Origin of the sequence: Oenococcus kitaharae, from assembly GCF_025758695.1 — a bacterium.
GTDB classification, from domain to species: domain Bacteria; phylum Bacillota; class Bacilli; order Lactobacillales; family Lactobacillaceae; genus Oenococcus; species Oenococcus kitaharae_A.
This window is the reverse complement of sequence record NZ_JANJQP010000002.1, coordinates 274,583-292,770: the sequence shown is the minus strand read 5'-3', so window position 1 is coordinate 292,770 and position 18,188 is coordinate 274,583. Positions and strand designations below refer to the sequence as shown.

Genomic DNA, 18,188 nt, shown 5'->3' with positions numbered 1-18,188 from the left:
ACCCCCCCAGTAAACTCAGACAAACAAAAACCGCAAGCTAAGAGACACAGAACTTGCGGTTTTTGAAAATGTTTAATATCGTGATAAATTTTAAGCTGCCATACGACGATCAAACCATTTAGCAATCAGAGACAGACCAAAGTTCAAAATGAAATACATAATTGCCAGGGCAATGAAGACTGGAATTGTGTAATTCGAATTTTGAGCATAAACAATCTGTCCACGGAAAGTCATTTCAGCTAACACAATACCAACTGCTAAACTGGTATCCTTCACCAAAGAAATCAGCTGTGAAATGATTGGCGGAATCATCTTCTTGATGCCTTGCGGCAGCACAATGTGCATCAAAGCTTGGGCATTACTCATCCCAACTGATCGTGCACCTTCTGTTTGGCCAGCCGGGACTGCCAGCAGGCCGCCTCGAATAATTTCGGCCAGCATTGTCGATTCAAAAACTGTCATCGCAATTACAGTGGCCCAAAAAACCGGCAGGTACAATCCGATTCTCGGGAGCACAAAGTAAATGAAGAAGATAATCAGTAAAAGAGGCAGATTACGTATAACATCATTAATAATCGTCACGTAACGAGATAGAAATGGCACTTTTTCGTACATAATCACGCCAACAAAAGCACCAATCACGAGACTGGCAATCACAGAAATAATCGACACACCAATAGTTATACCAAGCCCTCCAAGAAGGTAATTGATGTTGCTTGGTGTAAAAGCGTCAAATATACTTGCAGCGATAATCATCATGAGTCCTCCTTTGCCAATCCCTTAGTTTTTGCTTCCAAATATTTCATGTAATAACTCAAAGGCAAGGTAATAATCAGATAGAAAATACCAACAATAATATATGAGTTAAAACTATCAAAAGTAGCAGCGGCCACGTTATTAGCTGTATACATCAAATCTCCACCAGCCACAAAAGCTAGAATTGACGAGTTTTTTACCAAGTTAATGAATTGGTTTCCCAAAGAAGGAATCGCAATTTTGTAAGCCTGCGGCAGGACAATAATGCGTAAAGTTTGCGAAAAACTCAAACCGTTAGCACGAGCACCTTCTGTCTGGCCAATATCGACAGCGTTGATACCAGCGCGGACGGTTTCTGCAATAAAGGCCGATGTATACAAGGAAAGCCCAATCGTACCTGCAGTAAAACCATCCAATGCAATAACCCGCGTACCGACAAGGTAGAAAAACATCACAATAATCAGCAAAGGGATATTTCTGAAAACCTCAACATATATTCTGGCAATGCCGCGCGCAATCCGACTCGGGACGATCTGCAAAATTGCGAAAAGTGTCCCCAAAATCAAAGATGCAATCAGAGCAATAATACTAGACAAGACCGTATAACCGAAAGCCGTTAGAAAAGCACCAAAATTAGAAGTCAATAAATTTATCATCTCTCAAGCGACCTCCAGTTCAGTCCGGGAACACCACGGAACCATTTTCTGATCAAACGGTTATACGTACCGTTTGCAATAATTGCCTTTAAAGCACGATTAGTCTGCTTAACCATGGCTGTCTGATGGTTATCATAAGCGACACCATAAGGCTCAGTGGTAAAAGTGCCGCCGACAACCGAATAGCCGGGGTTTTCTGTGGCAAGCCCGTATAAGATACCATTATCAGTTGTGAGCGCCTGACCTTGGCCGGCCTTTAAAGCAGCCATAGCCTGACCATAATCGCCCAATGCCAACACTCGAGCTTTAGGAGCAAATTTTTTAATATTAATAACAGAGTTAGACCCAACGACACCAAGAATTGTTGATTTACTATTATTCAAACTACGCACATTTTTAATACCAGAACCGTCCTTAACCAAGATAGCTTGTCCGGCTTTAAAATATGAATTTGAGAAATCAATGATTTTTTCACGTTCGGGTGTAATCGTTGCCGTGGCGATAAAACCATCAATATTCGCATTTTTTAATAACTGAATTCGAGTATTTGAAGTCACTACCGTAAAATCAGCCCGCATCGGAACACCAGACTGCTTTGACAGTTGAACCGTCAAAGCCTTAGCAATATCAACATCAAAACCTTCTGGCTCGCCGCTTTTGGTATTCATTAAGCCGAATAATTTAGTATCGGCCTTAACGCCCCAGCGAATGGCGCCCAAACGCTGAACACGTTCCCAGGTATCAACATGCCGAGCATTTCTGGCTGCCACAGCCGAAGCAAAAATGACACCTAAAATGATAACAACCGTTAGGATGATCGAGGTGATGATACCGATTCGCCTTTTTTTTGCTTTTTCCATTCAGTATCCTCCTTAATGATCCAAAACTTGATCAACAAATTGCTGAGCACGTTCACTTGTTGGTTTGTTGAAGAAATCTTCTGTTTTGGAGTCTTCGAGGATTTGACCATCAGCCATAAAAATAACGCGGTTGGCTACTTTACGGGCAAAATTCATTTCATGTGTCACGATCAGGCTTGTAAGGTCAGAATCATTAGCAATCTCCTGGATAATCCTTAAAACATCACCGATCATTTCTGGATCGAGCGCTGAGGTCGGTTCGTCAAATAGCAGCGCTAACGGCTTCATAGCAAGACTTCGAGCAATAGCGACACGCTGCTTTTGGCCACCAGAGAGCATGCTTGGCATCGAACCAGCCTTGTCTTTTAATCCAACTCGATCAAGCAGATCTAAGGCATATTTTTCGTTTTCCTCTTCCGGAATATGATTCACAATTCTAGGAGCCAACATGACATTTTCCAGCACCGACTTATTGTTGTATAAGTTAAAATGCTGAAAAACCATACCAACACGTTTGCGAATCTTATTGATATCGGTTTTCGGATCATGAATATCAAAACCGTTGACGGTCAGATGCCCTTCCTGAATTGGTTCCAAACCGTTAATCGCCCGAATCAGGGTTGATTTTCCGGAACCTGATGGCCCGATCAAAACAACTGTCTCGCCACGATCAATGGTCAGATTTACTTTTTTCAAAGCGTGAAAACTACCGTAATATTTTTCTACGTCCTGAAACTGGATCATAATATCCTTTTTTTCTTCGGCCATATAAACTCCTTTCAAATAGGTCTTCTGGTTAATGAAATTATACAGAACATTGATCGGCAAAAACAAAAAATTATTAATTTTAATAAAAAAAACGCCTTACTTGCCGGCGTTTTCCATACTCTGCATTTTATAAAGATCGTAATAATAACCTTTTTGAGCTAATAACTGGCGATGTGTCCCTTGTTCGACCACAACGCCTTTGTCCAAAACGAGAATCAAATCAGCATCTTTGATCGTCGACAGTCGATGGGCAATGGCAATTGTTGTTCGATTGGTTCGCATATTCTTCAGTGCTCTTTGAATAGCTGCCTCAGTCTGCGTATCAATGTTAGCCGTCGCTTCATCGAGAATCAGAATTTTTGGATCCCGGACAATGGTTCTCGCAAATGAGATCAACTGTTTCTGTCCAGCCGACAGAGAGGACCCGCCTTCCAAAACTGGTGTTTTATAGCCGTGAGGCAGCGAATCAATGAATTTATCTGCATCAACAAAACGTGCAGCGTCTACAATCTGCTGATCTGTAATTGAATCATCATACATCCGGATATTTGAATTGATGTCCCCATAAAACATGAAACTGTCTTGCAGGACCAGTCCCATTTTTTCCCGAAAATCGACAGGATCCAGATCTCGAATATCCTGTCCATCAATTAAGATACTGCCCTTTTGGAACTCATAGAAACGCATCAGCGCATTAATTGTGGACGATTTCCCAGAACCGGTGTGACCGACTAAAGCAATCGTCTGCCCTGGTTCGGCTGTAAAAGAAAGATCATGCAGAATAGTTGTCTTGCCGTCATAAGAGAAATCGACGTGGCGAAATTCAATCTTGCCATCAGTAATTTTGCCATTAGCATTCTCGTTCTGAGCAGGTTCATAAGTCGTATCATCGAGAATCTTACCTGCACGATAACCGGAAACGACGCCATCCTGAAAAGTCGACAAACTTTGCTGCACATTATTCAAGGGATTAAAAATGTTGCCGATCCAGTTCGTAAAGGCATAAATCGTCCCGCCAGCAACAGCAGCCGTAAAGGACTGATTCCCTAAATACCAGAGAATGAACACTGTCGTCATACCAAGTAAAAGCTGGTTCATCGGGCCAAGGAGCCGTGAGTCCATTTTGACCATGTGAAAACGTGCATCAAAATATTCCTGATTGATCTTTTCGAATTCACTCTTCATGCGTGTTTCTTGATGAAAGTTCTGAATGGTCTCGATGCCATTGATCGATTCAGCCAATTTAGCATTCAGAGCGGACAATTTAGCACGCATATTACGGTAAACACTTGAAGAATACTTTTGATAAACCCAGATCGTCAGCAAAGTCACAGGAACGATTAATAGCAGCCAATAGGACAAACCTGGATCTGAAGCGAACATAAAGATATACACACTAATGATTGAAGCAACCGCATAAATTAAATTGACCAGCAGCATCCAAAAATCAAAAAACGATTCAGTATCATTCATAACTCGTGTAACAAGTGCACCGCCAGGAACCTGATCAAAATAACGCATACCCAGTTGATGCAGTTTGGCATATAGACGCTTACGAACGTTATTTAAAGCCGTTTCAGAGGCTTGTCCATACCAGAAATTCTGAAAATAAGTTAATATAGCAGAAAAAATTTGGATTGCGCCGAAACCTAGTGCAAATGAGATAACGGCATTCAGCGGTGTATTAGGATTAGTCAACTGCTTATTCATGAAATTCTGCAGAATATAAGGCAGATAGCCGCTGATTAAAGTTGAGATCAGAGCAAATAAGATCGCGCCGGCAAACATCCAATAGGCTGGTGTGGCCATTTTAATCAAACGCCAGACAACAGCTAGCTGTTCATGTACTGGAATTGATTGCGACCAAATGCTGTTATTTTTTTTGTTTTTTTCTACAGTATTATCTGCCATTAGTTATCACCTCCAGTCAGTTTAGCTTCATAATGAGAGGCCATCTCCTGCTGATGGAAGGTATCTGCATAGTAGCCGTTTTGTGCAAGAAGTTCTGCGTGGCTGCCGCGTTCGATGACCCGTCCATGCGCAAAGACAAGAATTTCGTCTGCGTTAATAACCGAAGAAATTCTGGAAGCAGAAATAATTGTCGTCTGATCTTGACGCTGATTTTTCAAAGCTCCCAAAATCTCTTTTTCTGTACGAGCATCAACAGCTGAAAGAGCGTCATCTAAAATAAGAATTGCTGGATCGACAATCAATGCGCGGGCAATGGCAACACGCTGCTGCTGGCCGCCAGAAAGGCTGATGCCGTTTTCGCCGACTTCAGTCTCATATCCATTCGGCATTTGCAAAATATCGTCATGCAGCGCAGCTAATTTGGCAACTTGCTCGATTTCTTTTTGCGGTAGCTTTGGATTTGAAAAAGCAATATTTTCCGCAATACTGGTCGAAAAAAGGAAATTATCCTGGCTGACATAACCCAAGGAACTCAAATAGGCCGAGAGCTTATAATCGCGGATATCGTGTCCAGAAAAGTCAATCTCACCATCATATGAATCGAATTCACGCAAAAGCAGGCGTAATAATGTCGTTTTTCCGGATCCCACCGGGCCCACTAAACCCAGGGTCTTGCCACGGCCGACCTTGACATCGATATTTTTTAAAACCGTCTTGTTACCATCCGGATATGCGAAGCCCTTCAAACGAATATTCAATTCGCCTGGCTTGACCTGGGCAATGCCATTAGGATCATCGTGGATAGCACTTTTCTCATTCATCAAGTCCATCACACGATCATAAGAAGCATTGCCTCGCTCTAGAACATTGAATAATTGTCCCAAAGCAAACATCGGCCAGACCAATTGACTCAAGTAGGCCGCAAAACTAACTAATTGGCCAATAGAAATTGTCCCCCGCAGAACAAATTCGCCACCCAAGATAATCGTTAGCACATATGAAAAGGACATCACAATCGTTGCCAGCGGGTCAAAAAGAGAATCGACGCGAGCAACATGCGAATTCGTTTTAATCTGTTCGTCAGTCTGATGATTGAAATAATCGATATCTTCCTTAGACTGGCCAAGCGTCTTAATAACTTTCATACCCAAGAAGGATTCCTGTGTATGATCCGACATCTTGGAAAAACCTTCCTGATAAGCTGTAAACGCTTTACGCAGTCTCGGCATAATCAGTGAGACACCAAAAGCCAAAAATGGCAGCGGAATAATCGCAATCAGCGTTAAACGCCAGTCAACGGTTAAAATCATTGATGCCAAAACCAGAATGATGTTTGCCGATGAATCAAAAGTCATTAAGATGCCGCCGGAAGCAACTCGCTGGATCGAAGACAAATCATTAGATGCGTGGCTCATTAAATCGCCAGTCCGGTATTTTTGATAAAAGGGTGCATCCATTTCCATGTAGTGATCGTAAAGACGTTTGCGCAGCGTCCGTTCCAACAAGGCAGCACCCTTAACGATGTGCGTGTTCCAGCCATAACGAAAAACATAAGACGATAGAAAAAGCAAAGCCAGAATCAGCAAAAACACCAGCAGATATTGCCAGGTCAGATCTCTTTGAACGACTTTGTTTGTAAATAGGCCGATCATGTAGGGCGGGATGACATGCGACAAGTCAGTCAAGAACAGCAAAAATATCCCAACCGCGTACATCCGCCAATGTTCTTTAAAGAACCATTTTAACTTCAAAAATATACTCATAAAAAACTTGCTCCGAATAAAAAGTCGAATTAAAAATCCCGATAGCTTCCATTCTATCTCATTGCGTCAAGCCCATGTTTACAGCTATGATACAAATTTTTCCGCTCGCTAAAATCTGCTCGCTGCCAATTGGATTTGTGATCTAGCCTAAAAAACTGCTGTCATTGCAATGATCAACAATAACAGCAGTTTAAAATTCAACTTAATCGACGGCTTCAGAAGCAATTATGTGTAATTGGCCTTCAATTTGCCAATCAGATACAGTTGCCAGAATCAAAAAATGCATCCCCTTTTGCAGCAAATGTGATTCGTGATTGATAACAAGACTGCCCGAACCAGAAATAACGGAGCAGAGTGTATAGGCACCAATCTCATGATGCAAGACTAGACTGTCGAAAATTTCCCAGCCCCAGACTGCAAAGTAAGGTGAAAGGGGTGGTTCAACATAATTTGTTATGACATTGTCTCCGATCCGTTGATAGGAGATCTGCAGTTCTGGCGCCTTGAAAGGTACCGTTATCACCTCTTCAGACTTTTGAATATGCAAGGATCGTTTTTCATGAGTCTGCTGATCCACTCGGTCATAGTCATAAAGACGATAAGTCGTGTCCGAACTCTGCTGAGTTTCAAGCGCGACAATTCCTGCATTCAAGGCATGGACCGTACCACTGGGAACATAGACAAAATCACCAGCCTTCACAGGCAGCCTTTTTAAAAAATGTTCCCAATCGCCCGCTGCAATCATCTTTTTCATCTCATCTCGAGACTTGGCCTGATGGCCATAAATCAGATAGGCGCCTGGATCAGCACTGATAATATACCAACATTCCGTTTTCCCTAATTCATGCTCATGTTCTTCAGCATAGGCATCATCGGGGTGTACTTGAACCGAAAGGCTGTCTTCGGCATCAAGAATTTTCGTGAGTAAAGGGAAGGGTTTGTCAGCATTATGGCTACCAAACAATTCGGGCTCGTGCGCCCATAAATCATCTAAAAACTGTCCACGATAAGAACCGTTCTCTACTTGCGATCTACCATGAGGATGAGCTGAAATGGCCCAACACTCGCCAATCCTGCCATCTGGCAGATCGTAGCCGAACATATCAGCCAACTTACGGCCACCCCAAATTTTTTCATGAAAAACCGGTTTGAAAAATAAGACATCCACAATATTTCCTCCATCCGGACAGCCGTCAATGCAAATGCAATTTAGTCAAGGAGGTCAAACATTTGTTCAGTAATTATGCTTTTTTATGGCTAAAAAGCGCTTTGATACCACGTCTGATTACTTGAAAAAAAGTCAGCGAACGTACCATGTGACCAGGTTTCACATACTTCTGCATGGCTTTCAACACTTTTTGAGGCTGACGCGAAGCAAAGGTATAACTACCGTTATGGTTCGTCTGCACCGTATAGCGCGGAATCCATTTGCCCTTAAACATCACTGAAGCAATGACGTAGTTAACATCTTTCCAGGGGATCTGAATATACTTTCGCAAATCTTTCTCGTTGTAAAATTCAAAACCCTTGTTGCCAATCATGATCTTGCCGTATTCAGATAAGCCTAAAAAAGACGTTGCCGGAATAACTAAATCAACTTTCGAATTAAGCGACTGTACCATTTGGTTCTCCTTTTTAATAACAGCGAAACTAGCTTTTCAGCAAAAGAACGATCCCATTCAGTAAGCCTGAACTAAGATCGTTCTTAAATAACTTATAAACTCGGCTTACAAGATATTCAATACGTGAGCCACAATACCAAAGACGAAGATACCAATAATAATGATAATTGGCGAAACCTTTTTCTTTAATAGCCACATGCAGAAGAAAGTCAGCAATAAAGCTGCCAGTCCTGGAATCAAAGAATCCAAGTTATTCTGCAAGGTGGTAACACGTGTTGCACTCAGCGCCAAACCGCTCTGATATTGAGTGAAAGCTTCCTGCAATCCGTTGTGGGTCAAAGGAATCTTGGTCCAATCAATGTAAGCACCTTTAGCTAAACGCACATTAGAAACGACTGGCGTAAATCGAATTGAAACCCAGCGCTGTACCAAGGCTGCCAGAACAAACATACCCATGATTGAAGCGCCCTTTGTCACATCCTGCAGCAAACCGCCGGAAAGGTCTTCTGTAATTCGAGACCCGGCCCGATAACCAAATTCCTGGGTATACCACATAAATCCCCAACGAATAATGTTCCAAAGAACAAAGAACAAGATTGGTCCAAGAATATTACCGCTTAAAGCTAATGAAGCACCTAAAGCACCTAAGATAGGACGAACCGTGTACCAAAAGACTGGATCACCGACACCAGCCAGCGGACCCATCATGCCGACTTTAACACCTTGAATGGCAACATCATCAACAGCTGCACCGTTCGCACGGTCCTCTTCCAAGGCCAAAGTCACACCGATAACCGGTGAAGCCAGATAAGGGTGAGTGTTAAAGAATTCAAGGTGCCGCTTCAGGGCGGCTATCCGATCATCTTTATTTGGATATAATTTCTTGATAGCTGGGATTAAGGAAAATACCCAGCCGCCGTTTTGCATACGCTCATAATTCCATGACCCTTGGATAAAGGTGGAACGCCAAGCAACAGCTAAACGGTCTCTCTTAGTTAAATGAACCTTTTTTTCATCTGCCATTTTCTATTCCTCCTTTTCCTCAGTAATCATTCAAGATATTGTCAATCGGATCACCAGCATTGCTGCTGCCACCGCCATTTGACGAACTGCCTTTTTTAGAAAGATCAAGATAGATCAAGGCAAGCGAGATACCAATAGCACCAATCGCAATCAAAGTCAGATTTGTGACGGTTGCAATAACAAAACCGAGAATAAAGAATGGCCAAACTTCGCGGCTGGACATCATGTTGATAACCATTGCATAACCAACAGCCACAACCATGCCACCACCGATTGTCATACCGGCGTTCAGCCATGCAGGCATCGCACTTAAGACACCTCTAACGGCGCTAGCCGGAATGAAGAGCAATAGTGCAGCGGGAATTGCTATACGCAGGCCCTGCATGCAGATCGCAATAATATGCCAGAGATCAATACTCCCAATATCACCACGATCCGCGGCCCGGTCCATGATATGGATAATCGGTACGGCTAAGGTACGTGCGACCATTGTTAGGAACAAGCCAGCAACAGCCAGCGGAATCGCTAGGCCGATCGCAGAAGAAACACCCTTAGTTCCTTGTCCACCCAAAACCAGAATAATTGATGAAGCAACTGAGGCCAGAGCGGCATCAGGGGCAACTGCGGCACCAATGTTAGCCCAGCCCAAAGCAATCAACTGCAAGGATCCGCCTAACATGATACATGGAACCAAATCACCGGTAACGAGCCCGATCAATGTACAAGCGACCAAGGGCTGATGAAACTCAAACTCGTCTAGGATACCTTCCATACCAGCAAAGAAGGCAACTATGACAACTAAAATCATTGATATGACTGACATTTACTCTTTCTCCTTCGTGTCATCCAGCTGGAATCCGGCTTTTTTAATCATTGGCATCAGATCCTGACTGTTATCTGCAGGCACCTTCCGAACATCAAACTTGACACCCTCATCACGCAGATGTTCAAAAGTCTTGACATCATTTTCATCAACGGCCAACACATTGTTGATCATGGTCTTGCCTTCTGAATGGGCTAACGAACCAATGTTCAACTCAGGTATTTTGACACCGCCATCTACCGCGCGGGCAACATCTTGTGGTGTTTCAAAAAGAAGCAGGAAACGCTGATTACCAAACCTTGGATCATGCCAAATCTCTATCAATTTCTCAATCGGTATAACATTGGCTTTAACTTCTGGGGGAGCCGCTTCTGTAATGAGCGACTTCCTTAATTGGTCCTTGGCTACCGCATCAGAGACAACGACAATCCGTGTCGGATGAACCGACTTAGACCAAGCAGTTGCCACTTGTCCGTGCAGCAGGCGAGAATCCAGCCGAGCAAGACTGATCTTCAATTGCCCATTGCCTTGAGCAACCATTGCTGGTGCCGGTTTGGGCTGAGATGCGTTTCCAGTATCATTCCCAGCCAAGCTCTCAGGCTTGATACGAACACCAGCCCGGCCTTCACCAAGGATGTGAGCTGCAATCTCGTGAGCGCTATTTAAACTCAAACGCGAAGAGTAAGCTTCAATCAGCATCGGCAAATTCAAACCGGTGACAATCGCCATCTTATCCTTGTGTTCTTCGTAAATAGCATTCGATTGATTGAATGGAGAGCCTCCCCAAAGATCAATCAGGAACAGAACTTCATCGTCACTCCCAAAGCCGGCAATGGCAGCTTCCAAATGTTTTCTTAAGTCTTCCGGCCCTTCATTGGGCATAAAAGTAACAGCAGTTACTTCTTTTTGCTCTCCGAAAATCATAGACCCCGACTGAAGAATACCCTTGGCAAATTCGCCATGACTTGCGATGACTATTCCAACCATCGTGCTATCCTCCTTAACTTCCATTCTGGAAGTTTCTTCATCGTACTTGATCTATTCTAATCTCTTTCTGAGATAATCGCAAGCGCTTACATATTTAAGCGCTTACATTTTGTAAATTTTTCATATTTTCTAAAAGAGATACGAAAAAACAGGCACAAAGTCCTGCTTTAGCATCGAATATCCTGAATTAAAAACATTGATCTGATCGGGATGACGGGATTCGAACCCATGACCCCCACGTCCCGAACGTGGTGCTCTACCAAGCTGAGCTACATCCCGTACATGCGGTTTTTAAACCCGCAATAACTATTGTATCAGTCTCTGAGGTGATAGTAATAAGAAGAAATTGTGATATCGTCACGAGAGATAAAAGCACTTCTCAGCCTAAATGCAGTCTGGTTGTGCATAGCATTCTGCCACCAATGCTTGGGAACAAACTGCGGCACCATAATCGTCAAAGACCAATTGCGTTTGGCTGCCTGCTTGCTCATGGAGTCAATGAATTCACGTGCAGGCTGAATGACCGAGCGATAACTGGAATGGATGTCCACATAACGAATACCCGGGAAATACTTTTCAAATTCCTCGGCAGTCTCTTTCTCTTTTTTGATATTTGTATCAAAAGAGACATGCATGCCGATAACCTCGTCCCCAATGGACTTGGCATAATCCATAGCAGAAATTGTGACCCGCGTAACATTACCCATAAACACAATCACCATCGCACCGTCATAATTATGTCGATGCAAGCGGGCTGTAGAAGGTGTTAATTTCAACTGTTTAGCAATGCTAACATAATGTGAATGTACATCATTAAAGAAGTGCAGAAGTATTGGCATAATGATTAAGTAAGGCCAAACACCACCAAAATGCAGTGCGAACATCGAAATAACCAGCACCAAAGAGATCAAAGCACCTATGAAGTTAACAAACGCTTTAAAAATCCACAGTCGGCCGCGTGCGCGCCACCAGTGAATAATCATGCCGGATTGGCTCAAAGTGAAAGGTACGAAGACACCAACTGCGTACAAAGGAATCAGAGCCTCTACTTTGCCCTTAAATACCAGCAGCAGGACAATCGCACCAATTGACAAACTCACAATACCATTAGAATACCCGAGACGATCACCACGGTCTTTAAACAAATGAGGCATAAATTTATCGTTGGCCATATTATAGGCCAGCATCGGAAAGGCCGAAAAACCCGTATTCGCGGCCACAGTCAGGATAAGCGCAGTTGATAGTTGGAAAAGATAAAAGCCAATTCCGCCCGCTCCAAAGATACTACCGGCGATTTGCGCCATGACAGTTGTTTGGCCATTAGGCACAATTCCCAAAAAATAACTGAAGAATGTCACAGAAACAAAGAATAGCCCTAACACGATGACAAGAATAACCAATGTCTTTGACGCGTTACGTTCCTTTGGACTATGAAAATTCGGAACTGAATTCGATATAGCTTCCACACCTGTTAATGACGAAGAACCAGAGGAGAATGCCCGCATAAACAAAATGAAGCCCACGCTCATGGTTGGTGCTATTTTTTCAGCCATTGTAGGTGCTTGATAAACAATTTGGCCCAGGCCAATCCGTACAAAACCGATAGCTAACATTGCGAACATGGCCACAATAAAGAAATATACCGGTATCATCAAAAAATTAGCAGATTCGCTCAATCCACGCAGATTCATCAGCATTAGAAGGATGACAATGATAATAGAAATTAGTGAAAGGTGCCGCACTTCTGGAATCGCTGAAGAGATGGCATCAGTGGCTGAAGCGGCCGATACAGCCACAGTCAGCATATAATCGACTAATAAGGATCCACCGGCAACTAAGCCGGTCCAAGAGCCCCAATTTTGAGAAGCCACGGCATAAGCACCGCCACCTGACGGATAAGCGTGGATGATCATCACATAAGAAAGTGCAATCGCACCCAATAGTAAAAGAACCAAGCCCGCGATTGGCAACTGCAGCCACAAAGCCGCCGCGCCACCGGCAAGCAAGGCCGTGGTAATCATTTCAGTTCCATATGCAATGGATGATAGTGCATCAGACGACAAGAGCGCCAATGCCTTAAATACATTCAGACTTTGAGAGCCTGTATCGTTAGTCTTTAATGGCTTCCCGATCAGTACTCTCTTCAAATACTTCAACATGACTAGATCATTATAGTAGCTTCACTCTTTTTTGTCAGACAAATATAAAAATAACCACACCTAGGTGATTATTTACTTTCTTCGACTGTGACCTTAGTGATTTTAATCGGGTTCTTAGGGAAAGTCTTTTCGGAAGTTGTGGCATTGGTTGTCACATCCGCTTTAGCAATCTGATCAACAATGTTCATGCCGGAAATTACCTGACCAAAAACTGTATAACTGCCATCCAAGCTCGGTGTGCCGCCATTTTTATAAGCATCATATATCTTAGTCGGATAAGCATTTTTATCCGTGATCTGTGCCTGTACATTGCTGCTGCTCTCTTCAATAAAGAACTGTGAGCCATTCGTATTAGCAGTCCCGGCATTCGCCATACCAATCGCACCACGAATGAAATATAAATTAGGGCTGATCTCGTTTTTAAACCCTGTACCAGCATCAATTTTAGCGTTCTTGTGTGCACCAGAGGCCCAGATCGATTGGCCGCCAGTACCAACATTTTTCGGATCACCACTTTGAATCATAAAATCTTTATAGACACGGAAGAATTCCAATCCATTGTAATAGCCCTCTTGAGCATGAGTCAGAAAGTTCTCCGCTGCCAAAGGCGCGTATTTATTGAAAATTTTAGCTACAACCGTTCCGGCTGTGGTTTCAAAAGTAACTTTTGTTTCTCCGCTGCCGATTGTTGTTGTTAATTGAGGTAAAGCCATGTTGTTCAACTCACTTTTGGAATATTTCGCATTTAGTGCACTACTGCTGCTAGAACTGGTATCACTGGCTGCCGTACTACTGGAAGATGAGGCAGCCTCACTAGCACGATTCTGCTGATAAATCGCAACGCTTTCCCATATAAAGAAAACCGCCACTAGGACCGATCCTAAAATAATTAAAATCTTATTTTTTTTATTCATAACCTATCCATCATAACGGTATTGCCCAAAAATTTCATTAAACGGGCATAAAAAAAACTCGCGTTTCGCGAGTCTTTGAATTTTTTTATAGATACTCGAGAGATTACTTTTTCGCAAGAGTCTTAGAAACAACTTGCATAGTCGCCCAAGAATTACCCTTAGTACCACCAGGGTTGTTACCATATGCCGAAGAGTAAGTCTTAATACGGTTATTATTCGGAATCCAGTTAATAGAATAAGAAGTTGGAATAACGAAAGCTGTATCATAAACATACTTTTGATACTTTTGGAACTGCTTGACACGATAAGAAGCCTTCAAAGACTTTTGGTTGTTAGTAGCATTCAGCAAAGAAGTCAAGCGCTTAGAAGCAAAATGGCCAAAGTTGAATGGTGCAGTAGCGGAGAAGAGATCAGTCTGTGATGGTTCAGAAGATGTGGACCATGCACCATCGGTGAAGTCCCAGCTTTGATCAGCGGTCGGATCAGTCATCATCGAAACCCAAGTGTTGAAATCAGTCAGTTTGCCCTTATAAAGCTTAACGGTAATACCAACCTTCTTCCACTGTTGGATGTAGTTCTGCGCAATGATTTCTGAATTGGCAGCACCGGAACGTGCCAAGTATGTCAGAGTCAAACGCTTTCCAGTAGATGGGTCAATACGGAAAGTCTTCTTGCTGTTCCATTTGAAGCCAGCTTTAGTCAAAAGACTGTTAGCACGTTTCAAATTCTGAGCAGCGGCATATCCAGGAACTGAAGAATCCCAGAACTTACCAAAAATAGGAGGTACAGTCGTGTTAGCAGGAACAGACAAGCCATTGTTATATTTCTGCAAAACTTGAGCTGTGTTACGTGCATAACCGATAGCCTTACGCAGATCGGTCTTTTGCAATGGCGTCTTACGGTCGGTGACGTTCATACTTGTCTTGGCATCATAATGTCCCAAGTTGAAGTACAAAGCTGAGAAGTATAGCGCTTGATTTCCAGTAATGGTATAGCCCTTAATACGGCGAGCCTGCTTATACTGATCATTGCCCAATCCTTGGTAAATATCGTATTGATGTGAACGCATAGATGCAACAGCTTGAGCAGTAGAAATGATAGTAACATTCACACCGTTCAGCTTTGGTTTAGCGCCCCAATAGTATGGGTTACGTTCGTAAGCAATTGATTCACCTGGAACAATTTTCTTAACACGGAAAGGTCCAGTAGTCAATGGGCGTGTAGTCGTCTTGGCATCAGAAACTAGTTTCTTAGGATCAACTGACTTCAAATACTGATATGGTTCAGCTGATTCCAAGAAAAAGCCATTTCCCGATTGAGTAAAACCAGGACGCATCGTCTTAAACTGAATGCGCAAAACTTTCCCATTTTCACCATCTGGATAAGTAATACCAGAAATTGTCTTTGCCTTACCAGCATGATAATCAGCCAAACCAACAATATCAGCTAAAGAGTCTGTCCATCGAGATGAACCATAGGCTGGATTTGCAATCAATTCATATTCATATTCGACATCTTTGGCAGTTACTTGAGAACCGTCAGACCATCGAAGATTTTTACGCAAAGTAATCGTTGCAGTCTTATTACTGTTGTTGAAGGTGATGTTAGCAGGGCCGCCCTTTTTGAATTTGAACTGTGAATCAGTCCAGAACAATGATTCAAGAGCTGGTGCCTCAACATCGGCATCAGTAGCCTCTTGTGAAAGTGCCTGAACCCACTGCCCAACGAAGGGCGTATCAGATACCTCAGCTACTTTAACAGTGCCGCCCTTAATTGCTTTTTTCGAGCTCTTATAGGTCACAGGGAACGGATTTTTAATTTTGGTAGCAGCACTAGCGGTTAGTGGAGCAACAGTAGCAACTGCTGATCCAGCTAACGTAGCGAATGCAGTGGTACCGGCAAACCATTTAGAAATTTTTTTCATAAGTACATTCTCTCCTTATCCTTCCAAAGAATTGAAAATAATATTATACGAATATTAAATAGTTGTCAACTAGTTTGTTATCTTTTTTACCGATAAAATGGACCAGAAACTATTTGAATGTTAGCTTGTCTGACAAATTAGCGATCAAGCCAAAGATTGGCGTTGATCAGCCACACGGCGCAATGCTTGACCGATAAAGATCAGTGAAACAGACAACGCAAGAATCAAAAAGGAAGCTGGCAGCCACATCCATGGGCTTTGTGTCATAACCTCTGGATCAGTCGCTTTATTAACCAAGGTTCCTAAAGACGGCGTTGTGTATGGCAAGCCATAGCCTAAGTATGAAATACCTGTTTCCAAGCCAATATTGCCAGCGAAAGCCAAAGCGGTTTGTGCATAAAACTGAGAACTCAAATTAGGAAAAATCTGTTTCCACATAATAGCTAACGAACTCGACCCGCTGAGCTTGGATGCTTTAACATAATCGTTCTCTCGTTCGGCAAAAGTCAAGGCTCTGAAAAAGCGCATGGAACCAATCCAAGAAAATAGAGAGATGACCCAAACCAAGGTCCAAATACTGTAGTTATTGATGATCGTTAACAAAGTCAGCAGGATCATCAGAGTTGGGACAATCGACAGATAGTCGGTAATTCTCATCCAAATCCAATCAAAGAAACCACCATAGTAGGCAGACATTAATCCTAGAAAAATGCCGACAGCCATGATCACAATCGTGACAGGGATCGAAATTGACAACGAATTTCTAGCAGCGATGACAACCAGCAGAAATTCATCACGTCCCCCATCGTCAGTACCCAAAATATGACCATTTGTGAATGGGGCAAGATTCGTGTCCATGATATCAACATTTGAAAAAGCATCTCTTGGGATAAACATTGATCCGATAAAGACACCAAAAACAACAATTACGAGAAAAAAGAAGCTAATCATTGCGATCTTATCTCGTTTAAATTCACGTACAGCTGCTTTCAAAAAAGAGTGAGCGTGCGCTTGCGATTCTGATTGTTCTATTTTTTTTGCTTTTGCCATATCAGCTCCTCCTTATTTAATCCTGATTCTTGGATCAACCCAAGACATAATAATATCGTTCAGCATGGATCCAATAAGTGTCAAGGTTCCAGAAAACAGCATGATGGCATTCATTGTTGTATAATCACGCGTCGTGATAGATTGAACGAATAGCCTGCCCATGCCTGGATAACCGAAAACAGTTTCCAGAATAACCGCACCGGAGAAAATCCCAACAAGATCAAAACCGAAGGTAGAAGCAACCGGGAGCATTGAATTTCTAAAAATATGACGCCAGAAAACACGTTTATTAGAAACACCCTTAGCTCTGGCTGTCCGAACATAATCAGCTGAGCGGGCATCAAGCAATGAGGTCCTTAAGGTATTGAACAGTGAGACGGTACTGAAAAGAGCAACTGACAGCGCCGGCAGGATCAAATGATAAAAGCGGCTGCCCAATACGGGCCAAAAACCGTTAGCATCGATGCTGACAGAACCTGTCGTAGGAAACCAGTTCAGTGTGAATCCAAACAAGAAGAGCATAAAGATGTAGATGACGAATGCCGGGATACCACCTGTAATTGAGTTATAAGTAGTCCAGAAACGGTCTCTGAAAGATCCTTCATGGGTCGCAGAAGCAACGGCCGTCGGAATACCAATTGTATAAACTAGGCCTAAGCTCAACAAGCCAAGCCAAACGGTATTCTGGATTCTTTGGCCCAGTAAGGTCGCGACAGGCTTCTGCAAAACAAAGGAATTTCCTAGATTACCATGAAAAATATTATTAATCCAACGAAAATATTGTGTTGGCCATGGATCGTCCAAACCTGCTTCCCGACGAAGCCTTAATAGCGTATGAATATCAGTGTGCGCTGAGAAACGTCCCGTAAATGGGTCTCCTGGCATCATCTTTGCAAGTGCAAATAGCAGGATCGTCATCAAAATTAATTGTGGAATCATAATTAAAAAACGACGAAGTATTAATTTCCACAT

Annotated in this window: 16 protein-coding genes and 1 tRNA gene; all 17 read right to left on the bottom strand. The window is 42.8% G+C overall.

The features are described from left to right. Window positions 1-90 precede the first annotated feature (90 nt). The gene (locus NRF22_RS04880; protein WP_007744491.1) at window positions 91-759 is read right to left on the bottom strand and encodes an amino acid ABC transporter permease; all 669 of its coding nucleotides are present in this window, start codon (window positions 757-759) and stop codon (window positions 91-93) included. After that, entirely contained in the window at window positions 756-1,412 is a 657-nt protein-coding gene (locus NRF22_RS04875) for an amino acid ABC transporter permease (RefSeq protein WP_007744492.1), read from the bottom strand. Before NRF22_RS04875 ends, NRF22_RS04880 begins: the two co-directional genes overlap by 4 nt. Further along, complete coding sequence (locus NRF22_RS04870; protein ID WP_007744493.1) at window positions 1,409-2,272, bottom strand: transporter substrate-binding domain-containing protein; 864 nt, start codon at window positions 2,270-2,272, stop codon at window positions 1,409-1,411. Before NRF22_RS04870 ends, NRF22_RS04875 begins: the two co-directional genes overlap by 4 nt. A gap of 12 nt (window positions 2,273-2,284) precedes the next feature. Continuing rightward, entirely contained in the window at window positions 2,285-3,016 is a 732-nt protein-coding gene (locus NRF22_RS04865; protein WP_036593922.1) for an amino acid ABC transporter ATP-binding protein, read from the bottom strand. A gap of 120 nt (window positions 3,017-3,136) precedes the next feature. Then, window positions 3,137-4,951: an ABC transporter ATP-binding protein gene (locus tag NRF22_RS04860; RefSeq protein ID WP_263779453.1), complete on the bottom strand. Its 1,815-nt coding sequence runs from the start codon at window positions 4,949-4,951 to the stop codon at window positions 3,137-3,139. Next, the gene (locus NRF22_RS04855) at window positions 4,951-6,714 is read right to left on the bottom strand and encodes an ABC transporter ATP-binding protein (protein ID WP_263779452.1); all 1,764 of its coding nucleotides are present in this window, start codon (window positions 6,712-6,714) and stop codon (window positions 4,951-4,953) included. The genes NRF22_RS04860 and NRF22_RS04855 overlap by 1 nt, the downstream gene beginning before the upstream one ends. A gap of 202 nt (window positions 6,715-6,916) precedes the next feature. Beyond that, complete coding sequence (gene manA, locus NRF22_RS04850) at window positions 6,917-7,885, bottom strand: mannose-6-phosphate isomerase, class I (protein ID WP_263779721.1); 969 nt, start codon at window positions 7,883-7,885, stop codon at window positions 6,917-6,919. A gap of 70 nt (window positions 7,886-7,955) precedes the next feature. After that, on the bottom strand, window positions 7,956-8,336 hold the full coding sequence (locus tag NRF22_RS04845) for a DUF956 family protein (protein ID WP_007744501.1): 381 nt from the start codon (window positions 8,334-8,336) through the stop codon (window positions 7,956-7,958). 105 nt (window positions 8,337-8,441) lie between these two features. Next, window positions 8,442-9,359, bottom strand: a complete 918-nt coding sequence (locus tag NRF22_RS04840) for a PTS system mannose/fructose/sorbose family transporter subunit IID (protein WP_007744503.1) — start codon at window positions 9,357-9,359, stop codon at window positions 8,442-8,444. 19 nt (window positions 9,360-9,378) lie between these two features. After that, the gene (locus NRF22_RS04835; RefSeq protein WP_007744506.1) at window positions 9,379-10,182 is read right to left on the bottom strand and encodes a PTS mannose/fructose/sorbose transporter subunit IIC; all 804 of its coding nucleotides are present in this window, start codon (window positions 10,180-10,182) and stop codon (window positions 9,379-9,381) included. Further along, the gene (locus NRF22_RS04830) at window positions 10,183-11,169 is read right to left on the bottom strand and encodes a mannose/fructose/sorbose PTS transporter subunit IIA (RefSeq protein ID WP_007744508.1); all 987 of its coding nucleotides are present in this window, start codon (window positions 11,167-11,169) and stop codon (window positions 10,183-10,185) included. It lies immediately after the preceding gene. 205 nt (window positions 11,170-11,374) lie between these two features. Further along, window positions 11,375-11,448, bottom strand: a tRNA-Pro gene (locus tag NRF22_RS04825). 35 nt (window positions 11,449-11,483) lie between these two features. Continuing rightward, the gene (locus NRF22_RS04820; protein WP_263779449.1) at window positions 11,484-13,328 is read right to left on the bottom strand and encodes an APC family permease; all 1,845 of its coding nucleotides are present in this window, start codon (window positions 13,326-13,328) and stop codon (window positions 11,484-11,486) included. A 68-nt stretch (window positions 13,329-13,396) separates the two neighbouring features. Next, window positions 13,397-14,242, bottom strand: a complete 846-nt coding sequence (locus NRF22_RS04815) for a peptidylprolyl isomerase (RefSeq protein ID WP_007744512.1) — start codon at window positions 14,240-14,242, stop codon at window positions 13,397-13,399. A 103-nt stretch (window positions 14,243-14,345) separates the two neighbouring features. Continuing rightward, a complete protein-coding gene (locus NRF22_RS04810) occupies window positions 14,346-16,166 on the bottom strand; it encodes an oligopeptide ABC transporter substrate-binding protein (protein ID WP_263779448.1) in 1,821 nt (606 codons plus the stop codon). Between the two features lie 144 nt (window positions 16,167-16,310). Beyond that, on the bottom strand, window positions 16,311-17,216 hold the full coding sequence (locus NRF22_RS04805; protein WP_007744515.1) for an ABC transporter permease: 906 nt from the start codon (window positions 17,214-17,216) through the stop codon (window positions 16,311-16,313). A 12-nt stretch (window positions 17,217-17,228) separates the two neighbouring features. Beyond that, window positions 17,229-18,188: an ABC transporter permease gene (locus tag NRF22_RS04800; protein ID WP_007744516.1), complete on the bottom strand. Its 960-nt coding sequence runs from the start codon at window positions 18,186-18,188 to the stop codon at window positions 17,229-17,231.